16 protein-coding genes are annotated in these 19,189 nt (G+C 54.7%); 7 read left to right on the top strand and 9 right to left on the bottom strand.

Annotated elements, in window-relative coordinates; all coding sequences use genetic code 11:
- Positions 1-305: 305 nt before the first annotated feature.
- Positions 306-938 carry a class I SAM-dependent methyltransferase gene (locus tag WBL42_RS11325; RefSeq protein WP_424721389.1) on the bottom strand — a complete coding sequence of 211 codons (633 nt, stop codon included), beginning with the start codon at positions 936-938 and terminating at the stop codon, positions 306-308.
- A 259-nt stretch (positions 939-1,197) separates the two neighbouring features.
- On the opposite strand from WBL42_RS11325, the gene WBL42_RS11320 reads away from it, so the two are divergent.
- Positions 1,198-2,973, top strand: coding sequence for an MFS transporter (locus WBL42_RS11320; RefSeq protein ID WP_424721388.1), 1,776 nt, complete (start codon positions 1,198-1,200; stop codon positions 2,971-2,973).
- A gap of 100 nt (positions 2,974-3,073) precedes the next feature.
- On the opposite strand, the gene WBL42_RS11315 is transcribed toward WBL42_RS11320, so the two are convergent.
- The 4 genes from WBL42_RS11315 to WBL42_RS11300 all read right to left on the bottom strand — a co-directional run bounded on the left by WBL42_RS11315 (position 3,074) and on the right by WBL42_RS11300 (position 6,788).
- On the bottom strand, positions 3,074-3,820 hold the full coding sequence (locus WBL42_RS11315; protein WP_424721387.1) for an ABC transporter permease: 747 nt from the start codon (positions 3,818-3,820) through the stop codon (positions 3,074-3,076).
- A 1-nt stretch (position 3,821) separates the two neighbouring features.
- Positions 3,822-4,739: an ABC transporter ATP-binding protein gene (locus WBL42_RS11310; protein ID WP_424721386.1), complete on the bottom strand. Its 918-nt coding sequence runs from the start codon at positions 4,737-4,739 to the stop codon at positions 3,822-3,824.
- Positions 4,740-4,809: 70 nt separating this feature from the next.
- Entirely contained in the window at positions 4,810-5,487 is a 678-nt protein-coding gene (locus WBL42_RS11305; protein WP_424721385.1) for a methyltransferase family protein, read from the bottom strand.
- Between the two features lie 107 nt (positions 5,488-5,594).
- Positions 5,595-6,788, bottom strand: a complete 1,194-nt coding sequence (locus WBL42_RS11300; RefSeq protein WP_424721384.1) for a M24 family metallopeptidase — start codon at positions 6,786-6,788, stop codon at positions 5,595-5,597.
- Between the two features lie 109 nt (positions 6,789-6,897).
- Between WBL42_RS11300 and WBL42_RS11295 the strand changes: the two genes are divergently transcribed.
- On the top strand, positions 6,898-7,596 hold the full coding sequence (locus WBL42_RS11295; RefSeq protein ID WP_424721383.1) for an N-acetyltransferase family protein: 699 nt from the start codon (positions 6,898-6,900) through the stop codon (positions 7,594-7,596).
- Positions 7,597-7,675: 79 nt separating this feature from the next.
- Here WBL42_RS11295 and WBL42_RS11290 read toward each other — a convergent pair whose 3' ends face one another.
- Together WBL42_RS11290 and WBL42_RS11285 are read right to left on the bottom strand one after the other, a co-directional pair.
- Positions 7,676-9,346: a PAS domain S-box protein gene (locus WBL42_RS11290; RefSeq protein WP_424721382.1), complete on the bottom strand. Its 1,671-nt coding sequence runs from the start codon at positions 9,344-9,346 to the stop codon at positions 7,676-7,678.
- A 176-nt stretch (positions 9,347-9,522) separates the two neighbouring features.
- Complete coding sequence (locus tag WBL42_RS11285; RefSeq protein ID WP_424721381.1) at positions 9,523-9,831, bottom strand: putative quinol monooxygenase; 309 nt, start codon at positions 9,829-9,831, stop codon at positions 9,523-9,525.
- Positions 9,832-10,171: 340 nt separating this feature from the next.
- Between WBL42_RS11285 and WBL42_RS11280 the strand changes: the two genes are divergently transcribed.
- The 5 genes from WBL42_RS11280 (at position 10,172) to WBL42_RS11260 (ending at position 17,628) form a co-directional block, all read left to right on the top strand.
- Positions 10,172-10,648 carry a 50S ribosomal protein L11 gene (locus tag WBL42_RS11280; RefSeq protein ID WP_424721380.1) on the top strand — a complete coding sequence of 159 codons (477 nt, stop codon included), beginning with the start codon at positions 10,172-10,174 and terminating at the stop codon, positions 10,646-10,648.
- A gap of 51 nt (positions 10,649-10,699) precedes the next feature.
- Positions 10,700-11,344 carry a 50S ribosomal protein L1 gene (locus WBL42_RS11275; protein ID WP_424721379.1) on the top strand — a complete coding sequence of 215 codons (645 nt, stop codon included), beginning with the start codon at positions 10,700-10,702 and terminating at the stop codon, positions 11,342-11,344.
- Complete coding sequence (locus tag WBL42_RS11270; RefSeq protein WP_424721378.1) at positions 11,344-12,192, top strand: 50S ribosomal protein L10; 849 nt, start codon at positions 11,344-11,346, stop codon at positions 12,190-12,192. The genes WBL42_RS11275 and WBL42_RS11270 overlap by 1 nt, the downstream gene beginning before the upstream one ends.
- Positions 12,193-12,221: 29 nt before the next feature.
- A complete protein-coding gene (gene rpl12p / locus WBL42_RS11265) occupies positions 12,222-12,530 on the top strand; it encodes a 50S ribosomal protein P1 (RefSeq protein WP_424721377.1) in 309 nt (102 codons plus the stop codon).
- Positions 12,531-12,825: 295 nt separating this feature from the next.
- Entirely contained in the window at positions 12,826-17,628 is a 4,803-nt protein-coding gene (locus tag WBL42_RS11260) for a tetratricopeptide repeat protein (protein WP_424721376.1), read from the top strand.
- Positions 17,629-17,657: 29 nt separating this feature from the next.
- Here the strand turns inward: WBL42_RS11260 and WBL42_RS11255 are convergent, their stop codons facing one another.
- Both WBL42_RS11255 and WBL42_RS11250 read right to left on the bottom strand, forming a co-directional pair.
- Positions 17,658-18,185 carry a hypothetical protein gene (locus tag WBL42_RS11255; protein ID WP_424721375.1) on the bottom strand — a complete coding sequence of 176 codons (528 nt, stop codon included), beginning with the start codon at positions 18,183-18,185 and terminating at the stop codon, positions 17,658-17,660.
- Between the two features lie 113 nt (positions 18,186-18,298).
- Complete coding sequence (locus WBL42_RS11250) at positions 18,299-19,180, bottom strand: DUF2927 domain-containing protein (protein ID WP_424721374.1); 882 nt, start codon at positions 19,178-19,180, stop codon at positions 18,299-18,301.
- Between the last annotated feature and the right edge of the window lie 9 nt (positions 19,181-19,189).

Genomic DNA, 19,189 nt, shown 5'->3' with positions numbered 1-19,189 from the left:
GTATGATGAAAATTGTACGATCTGCCTTCAGTATTTGTGAGGTTTCCCCGGCCACAGGGCCTCTCCGGGGCACGGCGGGGCAGGGAGGTATTTTTATTGCTTTTCGGTCAATGATCCGCCGCGGGGGCGTCCCGTAGGGGGTGGCGGCATCCATCGCAACCGGGGGTATGGGTGTTTCAACCCCCATCAACATACCGAAAAACCATGTTCTCCACAGGAATTCATTACATTGATGCATAGAAAACAGGTACCCCGTTTTTCCCTTCGCACAGGCACATCCCCTGAACCGGAACTCAGCAAAAAAATCACCGCCGTTCCGCAAGCAGGTATACTGCCTTATGCGAGCCGGACTTTCCGCCGACTTCGATTGTTTTCAGTTCCCGGATGATGAAATACGGGGAGACGAGTTCCCTGATCTCGGATTCCGAGGAGAAGTAGAGCCTTGTCCCGATCCGGGTCTCGCGGTATTTACCGCTACCGCCAAACTGGGGGTCATTCTCACTGAAACAGGCGGAAAAGTAGGTTGCACCCGGGCTTGTGATTTTATGCACATTCCGGATATAGGCCTCCCGGTCTTCCGGGAAGATATGGTGCAGGAATTCCCAGTCAAAGGCGAAGTCAAACGTGTCGGTCACTTCATGCAGGTCGCCGATGAGGTCGGCGATGATGAACCTGCACCGTACTCCCTGCTTTTTTGCATGTTCTTCAGCGATTTTAATTGCTGTCGGAGAACTGTCCACGCCGGTCATATCAAACCCGAGCCCGGCCAGGTAGATCGCATAGTTACCGGCACCGCACCCGAGATCGATGGTTTTGCAGGGCCGGATTTTTTCGTCCCGTACCAGTTCAACGAGTGCCTCCGGCGGGGTCTCGTTGTTCCACGGGAGGTTATCCAGCGGGATCGTCCGGTAAATCCTGTCAATATCGGCGTATTTCATGTATGCCACCCTGACTGAGTAATCACTCCGGGGGTGGCTTCAAGGTTTCCCCGGTTCCTGTCGGAAAGGCGAACTACTTTTTCACGCTTCGCAGGTTTTACCCGGGATCCGGGGCACGATACCGTCCGATGCATTCCTCTGGAGATACACCTTCATGCAAAAGTCCTGAAACATTATAGTACCAAAAGATCCAATTTGTAAACTATATTTTACAGATCCGGGGAACATGCCCGGATGATGCCGGAGGCAGCCCGATCTCATGGAACACATAAAAACCGAAGGCAATGCCACAAAACCCATCAAAAAAGGCATCGACTACAAGTGGATCGTACTCTCGATCACCACCATCGAGATGTTCATGGTATCCGTGAACGGGAGCATCACCCTCATCTCGCTGCCCGCGATCTTCAATGGCATCAATATCGATCCGCTCAGCTCGTTCCAGTACTTAATCTGGGTGCTGATGGGGTACAGTCTCGTCACTGCGACACTGCTCCTCAGTTGCGGCCGGCTCTCGGACATGTACGGGCGGGTAAAGTTCTACAATATCGGGTTTGCCATCTTCACCCTCGGGTCCATCCTGCTCTTCCTCACGCCGGACAAAGGGGACGCAGGTGCCCTCGAGATTATCGCATTCCGCCTCGTCCAGGCCGTGGGCGCGTCCTTCACCTTCTCCAACAGCGCAGCAATCCTCACGGATGCATTCCCTCCCGACGAACGGGGCAAGGCGCTGGGGCTGAACACGATGGCATTCCTCTCGGGCCAGTTCGTGGGTCTCATTCTCGGGGGCATCCTCGCGTTCTATAACTGGCGGTACGTCTTTCTCGTCAGCGTGCCGGTCGGGCTCATCGGCACGGTCTGGGCGTACCTGAAACTCAAAGAGACCCCGCTGCCGAAAAAGGCCCGGAAGATCGATATCTGGGGCAACATCACGTTTGTCGGCGGGCTGACGATCCTCCTGGTCGGCATCACGTATGCACTGCTCCCGTACGGGCACGACCCGATGGGATGGGGGAACCCGTGGGTGATCGCATCCCTCGTCATCGGCATCCTCCTCCTGATCGCATTCCCGATCATCGAGAGCAGGGTCGAGGACCCGATGTTCCGGCTGAGCCTGTTTAAGATCCGGGTATTCTCCCTTGCCAACACCGCCGGGTTCCTGAGCGCACTTGCCCGGGGCGGCATGATGTTCCTCCTGATCATGCTGCTGCAGGGCATCTGGCTGCCGCTCCACGGGTACAGCTACGAGTCTACGCCATTCTGGGCCGGGATATTTATGCTGCCGCTCACCGCCGGGTTCGTGATCATGGGACCCCTCTCGGGATGGCTCTCGGACAAATACGGTTCACGGTTGTTCGCCACGTCAGGTCTGCTTCTCATCTCCCTCTCGTTCCTGATGCTGGCCTCGCTGCCCTATAATTTCGATTACCCGGTCTTTGCCCTGGCCCTCCTTATCATGGGACTCGGGAACGGCATGTTCGGTACGCCGAACATCGCGGCGATCATGAACTCCGTGCCCCCGGAGGACCGGGGTGTAGCATCGGGCATGAGATCGATGCTGCAGAACAGCGGGATGGTCATCTCCATGGCCCTGTTCTTTACCATTGTCATCGTCAGCCTGACGCACCTGTTTCCCCCGGAACTCGCAACATCGCTTGAAGGTGCCGGGGCCCCGGGCCTGATCGTCCCCATGAGCGCAATCCCGCCGACGGGGGCGTTATTTGCCGCGTTCCTAGGATACAATCCTGTCAATGCGATCCTTGTAACGTTGTCCCCGGCGGTTGTTGCCGGGATCAGCAATTCGACCATGACGACCCTGACCGGTATCACCTGGTTCCCGACAACGCTTGCGCATGCCTTCATGCCATCGCTCAGGGTCTCCTTCTACATAGGTGCCCTTCTGTCCATCATTGCAGCGATATTGTCCTCGCTTACAGGTTCACGGTTCGTTCACGAGATCCACGGGAAGAATGGTGGAAAACCCGAAGAGGTACCTGAATCCCCCGATGCACCCGTATGGGATATTATCGAATAAGGGGCCGCCCCTTTTTTTGGGAAGATCGGATGCGGGGAACCCCCGCACACGCACATTCTGATTGCATGTGCCGGTAAAAAGGGTATAAACCGCCCGGTACCTAAATCCCCTTCACCAGGTTCCGTCTCTGGATCACCTTCGCACACAAGATAAATACGAGGATCACGAGCACGAGCACCAGCGCATCGAGCCATGGCGGGTAAACTGCGTCGCCGTTCAGGCTTGCATGGAAGAGGTCGACGAGGTACGTGAGCGGGGAGAGCGAGGTGAGGATCCATTCCCAGCCGGCAAGCTGGCTGAGCGGTATGAAGATGCCCGAGACGAAGATAAGCGGGAGCCGGACGAGGCTCGAGAGCATCATGATGTTCGACGGGTTGTCCGTTGTCGGCGATGCAAGCAGGGTGCCGAGCGCTGCGAACGTGATCGACCCGAGCACGAGCGAGAGGGCGAGGAGCCCGATATGCGCAAGGGGGAGGTGGAGGAGCACTGCAGAGACCGCAAAGACGATCGCCGTGATGCCAACGCCGAAGATCGCGCCGGCCATCAGGTCGCCTATGATGATGCTCTCGAGGATTACGGGCAGGGAGACGAGTCGCTCGTAGGTCTTCTCCCGTTTCTCCCACGGGGTGATCAGGGGGCCGACCGAGGATGCGGTAAAGAAGAGCATCATGCCGAGGAACCCCGGGAAGAAGAGGACGATGTCGAGGTTCCTGCCTATGAAGAACGTGAAGAACATGATAAGGGGAAAGAGCAGGCCGAAGACCACTACCGGCCCCTTGAAGTAATAGATCCGCATGTTCTTCTCGGTGACGACAGCGATGCTGCGGAGAAAGACCTTCCAGTCCATCTTACACGCCCCCGGTGAGCCGGACAAACGCCTCTTCGAGCGTAGGGTTCGAGGTAGCAATGGAGACGATAGTCAGCCGGTCCCGCTCCGCAGCGGAAGCAAGGTGCTTCACCGCCCGGTCCGGATCGTCCGTGTAGACCCGCCACTTGTCCCCCCATTGCTCCGCCCGGGTGATCCCGGGGCCGGAGAATAGCCCGTGTCCTACCGGCTGGTCGAACGAGACCTCGACATACCGGGAGGTGTCGAAGGTCTTCTTGAGCTTCTCCGGGCTGCCGGTCGCCACGATCTTCCCCTTGTTGATGATGCTGATCGTGGTACAGAGCGCATTGGCCTCCTCGATGTTGTGCGTGGTGAGGAGGACCGTGCTGCCCTGCTCGTTCATGTGCCGGACCGTATCGATCACGAGCCGGCGGCTGTAGACGTCCAACCCCGTGGTCGGTTCGTCGAGGATCAGGACCTTTGGCGAGTGGACGATGGCACACGCGATGCTGATCCGCTGGCGCATCCCTTTCGAGAACGTCCGGACGATATCGTTTCTCCGCTCCGTGAGCCCGAGTCGGTCGAGGATCTCACCTGCCCGTCTTTCGCGGCTGACCCGGTCCATGCCGAAGAATTTCGCGGTGATGATGATGTTCTGTTCCGCGGTGAGATCGCTGTAAACCGTGCCGTTCTCGGGGATAACGCCCATCTTCAGCTTTGCGGCAAGCGGATCCTTGTCGACATCCGTCCCGAGGACCCGTACCGATCCGGCATCCGGGATCAGCACACCGGTGATCATCCGGATCGTGGTGGTTTTTCCCGCGCCGTTCGGACCCAGGAACCCGAAGATGCCGCCTTCCGGGATCGTAATGCTGACATCATCGACCGCCGTTACCGGCCCAAACGACTTGCGGAGATTATCTGCAACTATTGCATCCATGGAAGATATTCCTGAATCAGGATTGCAGGGCAGAACAATATGAGGGTATCTGTTTAGCGTTCCCCTGCCACTACCAGAGGAACGGGATCAACCGGTAGCGGACGTTCCCGGTATACTCGCGGTAGCCTTCAAGTTCCCGGTCCAGCATCTCTTCCTCCTTCATGATCCTCGCCATCAGAAGCGCGGTCAGGGCAATGCCGGTAAGTGCGCCGTAGCCTGAGCCGAGCAGGAGGGGCGCTCCGATGAACATCAGGATCGCCCCGAGGTACATCGGATGCCTGACAAACCCATAGACACCGGTTGATACCACCCGCTGCCCCCGGTCTTCCTGGATCCGCACCAAGGGTGAAAGGAAGGTATTGTCCGTGAAAGACCGGAAGAAAAGGAAGAAGGATCCGGCCAGCATGACAAAGCCGAGAATATTCAGACCGTGGGGAAAGACGGCAGACCCGCCGAACCGTTGTGCATCGAGGGGCATGATGACGATCCAGAGCGCGAACCCGAGCCCGAGGCCGTAGACCACGTACCGGTCCCACCCCACATGGTTGCCGGCACCGGGCTTCCGGAACCGTTCGGCGAGCAGTGCCGGATCTTTACGGTAAAGGTAGAGGATCGTCGAATAACAGAGCAGGATGAACCACGCGCCAAAGATCCATCCTGCAGGCCAGAAGGGGTTCCCGGAGAGGATGAGGATAAGGGCAGGAAAGATCAGGACATAGAGGAATGCGAAGACGAGCTTCTTCTCCATACGGTACTGTATGGCGGGACGGGAGTATTATGCCTCGCGCTCACCGGGTCTGTGAGGGGTCTTCGGGTCCGGCCCCTGGAAAGGGTCCCCGGAAGAGAGGAAAATCCTCATCCGACCCGTATCAGGCCGGGGTGATTGCCGGTGATACTGCGGCCGCCATGAGGTGTGACGATAAACGTGTTCTCGGTGCCGACCATACCGATCCCCATGATCCCTTTCTTGGGTTCGAGGGCGATGACCATCCCTTCTTTGAGCGGTTGGTCAAATCCTCTGGCGATCACCGGGTTCTCGGCGATCTCGAGGCCGATCCCGTGGCCGAGGAACTGGACCTTCCGGTCCCGGTATCCCATGAAATTCTCGAGGAATGCGGGCTCAAGACCGGCCGTCACCGTCTCGTAGATCTGCGAGGGGATGGCGCCCGGCCTGAGGAGCGGGACGATCTGGTCCTGGATCGCGAGACACTGCTGGTGGATCCGGACTGCCTCATCCGGCAGCGTTCCGCCAAAGACATAGGTCATGGTCTTGTCGGTATGGTACCCGTGATACCCGCAGCCGATGTCGCAGAAGATGAGGTCCCCGCATTCGAGTTTCCGCTCCCGGCTGCCGAGCAGCGGGACGGCGGGAGACATACCGGCATTGCCCCCGGGACTGTCGAGGTACGTGGGGTAGAGGGAACTCTCGCCAAAGCCGATCAGACCCAGCATGATTTCGGCCCCGGCCATGCCGAACCGGACGATCCCGTGGTGGCCTTCCCGCACCATGACGGCATAGAGCTCGGCTGAGAACTCGGCCTCGCTTATTCCTTTGCGGAGGAGGGACGGGGCGAGATCCTCGAGGACATGGCGGTGGATGCTGCCCGCCTTCTCCATCAGTTCCTGCTCGTACCGGCTCTTGACCGACCGGATATCTGCGATTACGCCATCGAGCGATTGCACGTCACGGAACGGAAAGTATTTCCGGAGCCGCTGGTACATGGCGAGCGATACGTGTTCGGTCTCCAGGTATCCCGTCCCGGGGATCGGTCCCGTCGCTTCTGCCGCAGCCCGGTAGCTCTGCATGGGCCGGATCTGCGGGAAAGAGGACTCGTCCACTGCCCGCAAGAAACTCCGGCGCACCCAGAATACTGCCTCGCCATTGCGGGGGATGAGCAGGATCCCGTCCTGCATAGTCCCGGTAAAATAATAGAGGTTGACGTTGCTGGAGACGAGGGCGAGCTCCCAGCCGGGGTCAGCGGTATCCATCCGTGCCCGGAACCGTTCCAGCCTTGCCCCGAGCTCGCTCATAGGGACCTTTGCCTGCATAGTATATTGTTGTGCAGCCGGCGCTAAAAACTGTGGCGGGAATACCGGATGCACCGATCAGTAATGACGGCATCGGCATTTATGGAATGAACGAGAACAGCTCCTCAGCATGGTATACCCGACAGATCCCGGCAACGGCATTCATACGTATGTTCCCGGTCCGGACTTCCTGCCCCAGGGAACGGTGGCCTGTCTCCCCCTCAGAGAATCCGATGCGGACGGGACCGCCCGGCTCTACAGCGAAGTTTTCCTTGCTGACGAGCCGACAACGCACCGCCGTTCTCCCGACCCGGCCCTGTTCCTCCACTACGCGATCCTCTATGCCGGGTCTCTCGCCGGAAAAAACCTGAGCTTTGTCGCAAGGGATGATCAGACCGGAGAGCCAGTCGGGTTCATCTTCTGTGTTGATATGACAGATGATCCCAAACGTGAAGGGGAATGGATGGTGGAACTCCTGGCATATTTCCGGGAAGTCGTGACCATGATCGATGATCTGGAGGACCGGTACCTCGACCGGGATGCGATCGCCCCCGGGTCGGTGCTGCATATCTTCCAGATCGGCGTCAGCCGGCAGTACCGGGGACACGGGATCGCACAGGCCCTGATCCGCCGGGTGCTTGCCCATGCCCGGGAACGCGGGTACCGGCAGGTCATCGCCGACTGCACCAGCCCGGCCTCCCGCCGGTCGTTCGAACAGTGCGGGTTCCATGAAGCAGGATCTTTGCCATACGATGCATTCAGCCTTGACGGGGCCCGGTTTTTTGCAGGTCTTGATGGGGGCATCTCGCTGATGGTGAGGGATGTGTGACGGGCCCCCGGGTCCTGTGATCTGCGCTGTCGTCCAGGGCTGTAAGCTCCTGCCCGCTGCCTCCCCCGATGAACCGGGATCAGGGCCGCTCTTCGAACCGGTACACTCCCTTTGGCACGCTGATCTCAAACCGTGCACCTTTCCCGGCTTCACCGGTTTCCCTGATCGTAATGCCGGTAACGGAAAGGATCTCCCGGGCGAGGAAAAGGCCCATTCCTCTCCGCTCTTCATTCCGCCTGTCAAAAATCTTTTCTTTCAGATCGGGCTGGATCCCCTCGCCGTTATCTTCAAAGAAAAGGGTGAGCCCTTCTTCGGATTCATGATACCGGAAGGTGATCTCTGTCGCAGTTTTCCCATGCAGGAGAATGTTTTCAGCAAGCGTAAAGAAGACATTCTCAAGGAGCGGGTCAGCATAGATCTCCAATCCTTCGACACTGAGTTTCCTGGATATATCTGAGATATCCAGGTGCGAGATCCCAAAGAGGAATGCCTCGCCGACATTCTGCCACGCGGGAGGCTTCAGTCCCAGGTTCTGGTAATTTTTCGCAAATTTAAGTGATTCCGTAATTGTCCGGATAATTCCGGTCTCTTTATCCAGGTATTGCTGCAGTCTTTCACCAGGTTCACCGGTTTTTTCAAGTTCAAAATATCCCGCCAGGGAAAATATCGCGTTCTGGATGTCGGAAAAAGTGATGGAATTCAGGAGACTTAGTTTCTTTGTTGCACGATTTAACGCATCCTGCGCCATCTTTCGCTCGGTAATATCCTCGATCTGGCCGGCGAAATAGCGCAGGGAACCCTGTTGATCCCGGATCGCGGTAACCCTGATCGATCCCCAGAGGATACTGCCATCTTTCCTGATATACCGTTTTTCCGTGCCGTAGACCAGAATCGTCCCTGCCGCCAGCTCCCGCATATGTTCGTCGTCACTGGCACGATGATCCGGATGTGTAATATCCTTAAAAGACATCTTCAGGAGTTCTTCCTCTGCATAGCCGGTCATGGCTATCCAGGCCGGGTTGACAGAAAAAAACCGGTAATCGGATGTGACCAGAGTCATGCCCAGGGAGCTGTTCTCGAAGATCTTCCGGAACCGCTCCTCGCTCTCGCGCAATGCATCTTCCGCCCGCTTGCGCCCGGTGATATCCCGGACGATAGTCCCAAGGCCGGCAGGCTGTCCTGCATCGTCACGGAGAAGGAACGTGTGCAATTCCACGGGGAAGATCGTCCCATCCTTCCTCCGGTATTCTTTCTCGTAGACTTCAGAATGCCCGAGCAGCAGGACCTGTTCTTTCAGGATCCTCTCTTCGGACTCATGCCATTTATCCGGGGTGATATCACGATAGGTGAATTTCGAGAGTTCCTCGTTGGAATAGCCCAGCATCTCCCGGAATGCAGGATTGTATTCTTTTATCCTGCCTGCCATATCGACACTCGCAAATGCATCCCTCATGCTCTCATAGAGCTTCCGGTACCGGGTCTCGTACCGGAACAGCTGTTGTTGTTGTTTTTCTGAGGCATCCGTGAAGTAACGGATGAGGCCATAGAGCATCAGTGTGGTGACGATAATGAACCCGAACCCCTTGAGCTCAGAGTACAGCAGGAACGCGTCCGATCCGCCTGTTATTGCAAAAGCGATGTTATCGGAAAAAAAGATCCAGGCAAGACCAACTACAAGGTAAACCAGTGATACCTTCAGGGCACCTGATTCCAGAAAGGCCCTGTACCGGGCCCGGGCAGAGGATGCCATGAACACACTCTGACGATATGAACCGCAATAAACGTTTGCCTGCCGGAAGATTTTCCGGTACGCCCCGGATGGCACGAGTGGAACATTGTGCCGGACTGATTGGGGAACGGGGTCCGGGCGGGTACAAGACAGGACACAGTCCGGATGCTATGCAATCCGGGATTGTCCACTGATGATTACGATAATACCACTGTCTGAAGCCCCGATACTTCATAGATGGTTAATTCGGTTGGCGCTGCCATCCACGCAGCACACGTTACAAAATGATCCTGCATATGCGGAGTGGCAATATGATCATCAAGCTGTTTTTGGCTCTCCCACTCTTCACAAAATATGAACAGTCCCTCTTCGAAGACATCTGCATGGAGTTCATATCTGGTGCATCCGGGCTCTGCACGGACAACGGGAATAATCCGGTCTACCTGATGTACAAAGTCCTGGCAGTGGTCCGGGCGGACACGGCACCTGGCGGCAACAAGCAGCATATGTATTATTTGGACTATTGTCAGGAAAAAGTACCCGGTTTTCCCGGTATTGCAAAAATTATGGGGCTTGTAGTTTGAAGCAACTCCCGATGATCAGGTTCTCCCGATTGACAACCGAATTGACAACACCTCAGTCATGACGTAATAAGCTCCACGACGGATTTCCTCCCGTTGTATCAATTCCTTTCCTGCCATCTGTGATAGCAAAAGATTCGATTAATCAATCTCTGTAATCTCATGTTCCTCAGTTCCGGGAGATCACCTTTATCTCCCTTCCCGTCAAAATTAACAGACCCAAGCTCGGAACCCTCCTCATGAGGGACGGCATGGTGCAAAGACTATGGCAGAAGTGGTCGAGGTTTTAGTACCCGGCGGAAAGGCTACAGCAGGTCCACCCCTTGGACCCTCGCTTGGACCACTCGGTATCAACGTGAAGGGAGTCGTAGACGAGATCAACAAGAAAACCGCCTCATTCAACGGAATGCAGGTCCCGGTCCGGATCGAAGTCGACGCAAAGAAGAACTTCACGGTCACCGTGGGTATCCCCCCGGTGTCAGCACTCATCAAGAAAGAGGCTGGTATCGAGAAAGGTTCCTCAGAGCCCAACGTCAAAGTGGCAGGTAACCTGTCATTCGAGGCCGCTGTCAGGATTGCCAACATGAAACTCGAGAGCATGCTCGCTTACGAGCTGAAGACTGCCGTCAGGGAAGTCATCGGCACGTGCGTCAGCATGGGAGTGACCGTTGACGGCAAGAAGGCAAAAGAAGTCTTCGCCCTCATCGATGAAGGCAAGTACGACAGCGTTCTCGTGAAATAACATGAGAAAACCATAGGAGATCGGAAGGTCGCAGAACTATGGAGGAATCTGATGGTTGATAGGGCTAAGATTTTAGAAGCCGTGAAAACGGCGGTAGAAAAAGCGCCTAAGCGTCAATTCTCTGAGAGCATCGATATTACCATCAATCTCAAGAATATCGACATGGCGCAGCCGAAAAATCGTATCGACGAGACGATAATGCTCCCCCACGGAACCGGCGAAAAGATCGGGATCTGTGTCATCGGGAAGGGCGATATCGTCACGCAGGCAAAGGATGCCAAAGTCGATCTGATCATCGGCCCTGAAGAAGTAGAACGGCTCGGCGGTGCCCCCCGCGAAGCACGGAAAGTTGCCAGTACATACCGGTACTTCCTTGCAGAGACAGGGGTCATGCCCGGTGTCGGTCGGTACTTAGGTCCCCGGCTCGGTCCGCGGGGCAGGATGCCGATGCCGATTGCCGGTGGCCAGGACATCCGCCCGATCGTCGAACGCCTGCGCAACTCGGTGAAGATTCGGACCAAGGACAAGACGGTCTTCTCCACCAAGGTTGGAGCAACGGGCATGCCGCCCGAGCAGGTAGCCGAGAACATCGAGACGATCGTCAAACGTATCGAGTCAGTACTTGAGCAGGGTCCGCTGAACGTCCGGTCCATCTTTGTCAAGACAACGATGGGTCCCGCTGTGAGGTTGGAATAATGGCGTTATACACCCACCACCTTCCGGCATGGAAGAAGGACGAGGTCGCTGACATCAAGAAGAACGCGAAGCAGTACAAGCTTATCGGGCTTGTCGACATGTACGGTATTCCCGCACAGCAGGTGCAGCAGATCCGCAGGAACCTCCGCGGAAAGGCTGTCATCAAGGTGACGAGGAACACCCTCATCAGGCACGCGTTCGATGAGATTGGCGGGGAAACAAAGAACCTCTCGAAGTTCATCTCCGGTCACTCGGCGATCATCTTCACAAACGACAACCCCTTCAAGCTCTTCAAACAGCTGGAGAAGACCAAGACCAAGATGGCGGCAAAGCCCGGCGAGAAAGCGCCGGAAGACATCGTCATCGCGAGCGGTCCGACCAGCTTCAAGCCGGGCCCGATTGTCGGTGAACTGCAGCAGGCAGGCATCCCCGCAGCAATCGAAGGCGGCAAGGTCAGGATCAGGGAGACCAAGACGGTTGTCAAGGCGGGCGGCGTCATCTCGGCAAAACTCGCCGCGGTGCTCGTCAAGCTCGACATCAAGCCCATGGACGTAGGACTTGCCCTGCAGGTCGCGTTCCACGACGGCAGCATCTACGAACCGTCTGTGCTTGCAGTTGACGAGACGGTCATTCTCGGACAGATCCAGCTCGCAGCCAGGCAGGCACTCGCCCTGTCGGTCGAAGCAGCGATCCCGACGAAGGACTCGATGGAGCCGATCCTGATCAAGGCGGTCAGGGATGCCCGCGGTCTTGCGATCGAGGCAGCGATCTACGAGAAAGACGTGGTCGATGCGATTATCGGTAAAGCGTACAGGGAAGGCCAGGTCATAAAGAACCTGGTAAAATAATTATTTGAGATTATCTGAGGTGTATTAAGATGGAGTATATCTATGCAGCACTTCTCCTCCACAAGGCTGGAAAGAAGGTCGATGAGCACGGCGTCAAGGCAGTCCTGACCGCCGCAGGTGTAGCAGCAGACGAATCACGGATCAAGGCACTCATTGCAGCCCTCGACGGCGTCAACATTGAGGACGCAATCAAGGCAGCAGCTGTTGTACCGGTCGCAGCAGCAGCACCCGCAGCAGCAGCAGGCCATGCAGCACCCGCCAAGGAAGAGCCAAAGGAAGAGCACAAGAAGGAAGACGAAGAGAGCGGCATGGCAGGGCTCGGTGCCCTGTTCGGCTAAATCTTTTTATCTTCTCACGGGATAATTTGTCAGGACTGTGAGTATCCCTCGAGACCCGAAAGGTTCGTCAGAACCTTTGGGCAGAGAAGGTCCGCAGCAAAACTTCGCATTGATAAACCATTGAAACCTGTTTCTGTTTTGAATATACCGGTACATGCACATGTTCCGTTCTTTTGTGTAACCGAGGATTTCCCGTGATTCTCCCGTATTATATGCATCCGCTGAAAAACGCGGCCTGTCAAACCATAATAAATTATAAATAATACTGTATAGTAATTCCCTCCTGTGAATGATTATGGGCTTTGGAAAGACCCGCGGCTGCCGGCCTGCATGTGGCACCTGGCTGAAATTGCTTATCTTTTCTGCAATTGTCCTCCTCATCTTTGATGGTATTGAATTCCTGGGCCAGATGTTTGGCTTCACCCCTTACTATTACCTTGAGTTATTTTCTGTCGACAGAAATCTTCCGGCACCGGGTGGGAACCCGGGATGGGTGGTGGTATACTGGTCAATTACCGTATTCCTCCTCTGGATTTTGTTCATGGGTGTATACCGGATATCCGGCCGGGAACAGCGGAGAAGATCCCGCGACTGGTTCATAGATAATCTCTCCCCGGCCTGGCTTGTCATCTATTACCGGTCCCGGACATCCATCCGGCGGACAAGCCAGTTTGTCTCCTCCCGGCTCGGGGGACGCGCCTTTTACTTTGTCCTGCTCATTGCCAGCGCCATCCTGTTCGTTGCCCTCCAGGTTATCCAGGAGTATCTCCTTACCGTGCAGTCATACAGCCTGAACCTGACCCTGAATGTCACGAATACCACCCCGTCCCTCGATTTTTTCTCGGTATCCCATACAGGGCTCAATTCCACTTCGTCCCTGTCGTACCTTACCAATAATGTGTCCCAGACCTACCTTTCCTACAATTCCTCCTTCCCGGCAACCCCGTTCCCCTGGATCAACTGGGGTGTTATCTTGTCCTTTGATGAACTGGGAAAAATCCTTGGAATATTTATCCTTCTTGTTCTCGTGATCATAGTCTGGAGATCCCGCTCCACCCTTATTATCGAGGATTTCGAAGATGATACCGGGAATTCCGATACCGGCACCGGCACTACGACAACGAATTCCCCCGGCTCCGGTACCAAATCCCCCGATCCCGGCACAACTGGGTTCGCGTCGGGGGATACCCGGACCTCCGCAGCATCGGGAATTGCGTCCCTGCTTCTTGTGGAATTCAACAAGATCAATCAGCTGTATTGTGATGTCAACGAACAGAGAGCGATCCACAGCTCTGTCGGCGATCGCCGGCAGGTCGCGGCCGTCCTGAAAGTGGATGATCCCGGCGATCTGCTGAATTCCGCAATGAGTGCGGATTCGAATATTTCGATCGGACCGATCCAGATCCCGGTGAGCGCAGTATCATCGGTTTTCAACCGTATTGCAGGCGGACCCCGGATCCGGGGGAGGTTACAGAAAAGTAAGGATGGCCTCCTCCTGGTAGTTTCCATGTCCGGGACCGCCCAGCCGTACGGGTGGAAAGTATTCGTACCGGATACAGAGGATCCACCGGATCAGGGTTACTGGGATTCCACCGATCCGCATCTCACCCATTCTTCGGTATTACAGAAGAAGATCGAAGAGCTCGCATGCAGGATCTTTACTGACATTCCCGCAACCGGATCGTTCAAATGGAAGGCAACGCATCACTTCAACAGGGGACTGAGAAAATACCGGGAATGCCTGATCACTTCCAAAGACCAGGTGGCAAACCTGTCCGAAGCTGAAAAGGAGTTCATGCAGGCACTGACCCTGGACAACACGTTCACTGCCGCCTGGTATAATCTTGGCGTTGTGTACCTCGAATCCGGTAAAACCCATGCTGCAGAAAAGGCATTTTTAAAAGCTATTGAACAGGATCCCAACCAGGCAGGCATCCACCATGCCCTTGCGCTGACACGGTATAACCGGTACTGTACGGGAAGACCGATCTCCGCAGAAGACGGAGCGGCACCGGACAAATCTGCCCTGAAGAATGGCAGCGAACGGGAGAAAAAATTCTGCACCATTGAAACGGATATACTCGGCCCCTGCTGGCAGGCAAAGTTCCTTGATCCGGAAGATGCAGAAAATCTCAACCTGATGGCCCTCACTTTCCTGGAATTATACAAGCTGAACCAGAAATCTGAGAGTAAACTATTCCGGTCCCTGGAATGTGGATCTGCTGTCTGCCTGGAAGCGGCCGTCAGATACCAGACCCGGGCCATGGCCTGTGCCTGGAGGCAGTTCATCCGGCTCAATCCGTATGATAACCAGACAGATTATTATGCGAAACGACGCTGGCGGGAAACGTATTCATCGCTCTGCCAGTATCTTGGGCAGCTGGGATGGATATATCTCTACCGGGAAGTCAATGAGACCCGTACGCCGTACAGAATGTGGAACCGGGTGTCAGAGAAATCACGTCATCTCGTCAGGTCAGCAATTTCGCTTCACGAACAGTCGTACGGGACCAGCTGCTGCCCGGAACTTCACTGGATGTCGGGAGTAATCAACCTCTGCAGACCCGGCGAAGGACGGTGCTGTCTGGCATACCATGATTTCAGGAGGGCGATCGGGAGCGGTCCCGCGGTCATGAAGTACCATGCATCGCTTGCCCTTGCGTCGAGACTTCAGTTGTCCCTGGCCAGTACAGACACCCCGCAGGTAAACCCCTCGTACGGGTTTGAAAAAATTCTGCCATACGCTCTTACTGCCTTCGAGGAGAAAGACGAACACCGGGGAGATCCGTGGAAGGAGATCGGGGAAATGTGCAGTCTCCTCCGGGAATTACCCTCAGGTACAACGAATCCCGGGGGAGGCGATCAAAAGGAAATTATTTTGGAAATACAAAAATCCTTTAAGGGCATTTCAAATAAGAGCCCAAAGAGCTCAATCCCGTCGGATGTAGTAACCTGCATAGATAACTCCCTCACTGCACTTTGCAATAATAACGGAAACCCCCCCGGCAACCGGGGCGAAGATATCCTCAGGCTGTATGGAAGTTTCCGGAAAATTGAACATACCTGTGCGGACTTGGGAAAAGATCATACAAGGAATGATATGGAGTGCTGTGATCAGGCTGCAGAATGGAAAAATATTTTTGAGAATTGTTATCGGCTTCTGGAACCGGCATCAGATTTTACCTGTGAGGTAAAAGATTTTACAAAGCGATTATCGGATCTGGAATGTATCACTGAGACCCTGTATCGTACCCACCAGTATCTCGATGTATTCAATCCGTTTCTCCCCATTAAAGAATCGGAACAGTCTCTTGTTGTGGATGAATCACTAAACGACCCGGTACGGAAAAAAATTGAAGAGAATATCCTGTTTATCGGGAACAAGATCTGGACCGATACAGAGTTGATCAGGTCTGATATTCGCATTTTACAGTGGATTGACGGCCATAAACACGTGCTTGAAGGGCGGTTTGAGTACCTTAAGGCATCGTACGATCCCTGGATTGTCCTTACGGATCTCCAATCCGGAGCAAACTATGCAACATCCATGAAATCCTTTTCCTGTGCCTGTAAGAAATTCTCGCAGTTTCCTGAAGAATGTGTGAATATGAATCTCCCTGCACGGATCGCAAGGATAGAAGCAGCTCTTGATGATCATGATTATTATAAAGCATACTTCTTCAACTCGTTTGCCCACTGGCAAAACCCGTTTTCCGGCTACCAGAACACTGCTGCCGCACTGATCTATTATACGTTCGATGATTATATCCGGGCACAGAGATACTGGAAAAAATCTGTCCTGGTGGGATATGGTACGAAAAATTTCAGGAAGGATACCCTCAGCCAGTATCTCAAATACTCTGCATTGTCGATAATGCAATCGATGCGGGATTCGTCTGATGTAAACGTCCAGAAAAAGACCCTTAAAAACGCAGACAACCAGCTCAAGGATGCCCTGCGCCTGCTCCATGACGTATACGAGAAAAATGCCTCCCCCGATGATCCCCCCTCCTTAGGGTTCAATGAAAAAACGGCTGGATACCCCGAGACCCTTGAACACAGGAAGAATCTGGCCACTGAGTATCTCAACAGCATCTTTGCCCTGCGATATTATATCGGCTGGATCAATTACCAGAGAGGCCTGATCGAAAAAGATCCAGGTTTCTTCTCCGTGGCGCTCTCGCATTTTGGGGCAATCAATAAATTCTACAAACCTTGGAATTCCGACACGGATGTGCCATGTAACCAATTATATGAAGAATATGTTATCACACTGTTCTGGATCGGGAAAACGTATTACCAGATGAAGAAATACGATGAGGCAGACAAGTGTTTTGTAAAACTTATTACCCTGAAGGCATTAACGTCTCCACCCTGCCGGGCCCGGTTTTTCGGGTTTGGGTTTAACGTCAGGTATCACCCGTATTCCCTCATAATCCGGTCACACATTATGCATCTCCGTATACTTGCCGAACGGAATGTGACGATCAGTTCTTCCTGGGAGTCGTGTATTCCACGGATATCCTGTGAGATCAACACGGAGATCGAAGAGTTTAAAAATTTCATATCGGGTAAAATCAAAGACACTGCGATACAGGAAGAAACCGATAAAGAAATCAATGCAATCAGGGCAGAATTCTGTAAAGTCAGAGGGATATGCGCACTTGCAGCGGCCGCCCAGCAACCTGCGGACAGCGAATGTCCTTACCTCGATTGCCAGGGAGCATTCACGTCTCTGGACCGAGCAAAAATTTTTCTTTGCGAAGCGATCGAACTTCTCCCGGATCCCGAGTCCTATGTTCTTTTACTCAAAACAATCCGGAGCATGATACCAACGGATGGTGATACTTCCGACAGCAGTAAATCCGAAAAGGACGATCTTATCCGCTCTGCAGAAGGGTATTGCGAAGCCCTCAAAAACATCGGGACATCCGGTGTCGATACAGAAGACCTGGAATCTCTTGGGAAATTCTGTAAATTATATAACATTCCCGTAACATTTGGTGAAGTGAAAAGCGAGACACCAAAACCATCGTCGTTTGTCTGCTGTGTTATCCCCTGCCCTGCCGATCCGGACAGGGATGGAGATGGCAGGTAATTTTTTTACACCGGAGGGTCCGGTTCCCGTTATCCCATCCAGAGCTTCACCGCCGGGAACACCCGCCCCAGGTACCCGAGCGTGGGTTCCCCGGTCATGAAGTGGAGCACCACAATCAGGCCGTATACGGCAAGCATCCCATAGAGCAGATAGCTTGCCCTGCCCCCGAACGGCCGCTCGTACCGGTTGATCCTGCGGGCGGACCAGAGCGCTTCCCCGAGCGCCACCAGCCAGATCCCGTAGAACAGGACTGTCTGGTACTGGGTGGTGATGAAGTTGAACGAGATCGCAATAAAGCCGAGGAAGAACGCAATGCCCCTGAGTGTATCCCCGTTGTAGAACTGGCCGAGGCCGACGCCGATGAATGAGAGGATTGCCGAGACATAGGCCTGCCGGACCGAGACCACGTACGTGTCGGGCCGGGTGGTGGACGGGGCGTCGAGCTCGCTCTGGTCCGTGAATTTCTTATGGCACGAACGGCAGAAATACTCACCGTACGCGACAATCGCCCCGCAGAACGGGCAGTTGCGCCCGATCTGTTCTTTCCTGCTTCCCATTACAGCAATATGAAAAACAGATAGTATAAATGAATTTGGATTTAAAATTGCACGGAATATGGCCGGGAATTTTCAAAAAACAAGAAATATGTGTGGGTCGCAGGATCCTGCCATCACTGGATATACATGATCCTCCTGATATCGTCCACGGTCATCCCCGGGTAGAGGCCGGGTCCGTACAGGATCGCGATAGCGCCCCTGTCAACGTAGGTCAGGTTCACGTTCGTATTCACTCCCGAATAGAACAGGCTGTCCGGGTATTTCTGGGTCTCACCGGTGACGCCGAGCTCGTAGTACAGGCTTCTCATCAGCGTGTGGTTGCGCTGATCGCCCTTGAGGTCCTCGTCAATATAGACGACCCCGGGGGTGACCTCTGAGACAGTACTCCCGTTGATCTGGAAATCATGGTTTGTCAGGGAGTCCGACGTGTTCACGGCGATATCTCCCATCCCTTCCCCGGGGATGAACTTGATCACGATATTGCCGTTCATCCCTTCCTTGATCATCTCGGACAGCTGGCTGGTCTGCGAGAGGCTGTTAAACTCTCGTGCAGCGCCCGAAAGCAGCATTGAGTCACTGTCGTCGCCTGCGGAAATGGAGATGATAATACGACCGTTGTTGCCAGTTACATTCCACCGTTCGAGATAGGCATTGCCCGATCCGAACGCAAGGTCCATGAAATGCAGCTTGATGTCATCCGAGGATATCTGCTGGGTTGGCTGCGGGGTCGGTGAAACCGTGGTGACCGGGACCGTGGTTGTGATCGGCTGGGCCTGCGTGGAAGCTGCCTGGTCCCCGGGTCCGGATGGCGGGAGAGTACCCTGTTCCTGGGGAGGGGTTGCCATACCTGCCGTCGGTTCCTGTACCGGCAGGGGTGTGGGGGTCACCGGGGACGGGAAACCTATATCCGCACCCGGGCCCCCGGTGAGAATCCAGGCAACGCCAACGGCAATGACAAACAGCCCGAAAATAAAAAGATACGGACCCGAGTTCATGATAAAGAT

Origin of the sequence: Methanoregula sp., from assembly GCF_049686655.1 — an archaeon.
Taxonomy (GTDB): domain Archaea; phylum Halobacteriota; class Methanomicrobia; order Methanomicrobiales; family Methanospirillaceae; genus Methanoregula.
Note: the sequence above shows the minus strand (reverse complement) of the source record. Positions and strands in the feature narration are given on the sequence as shown.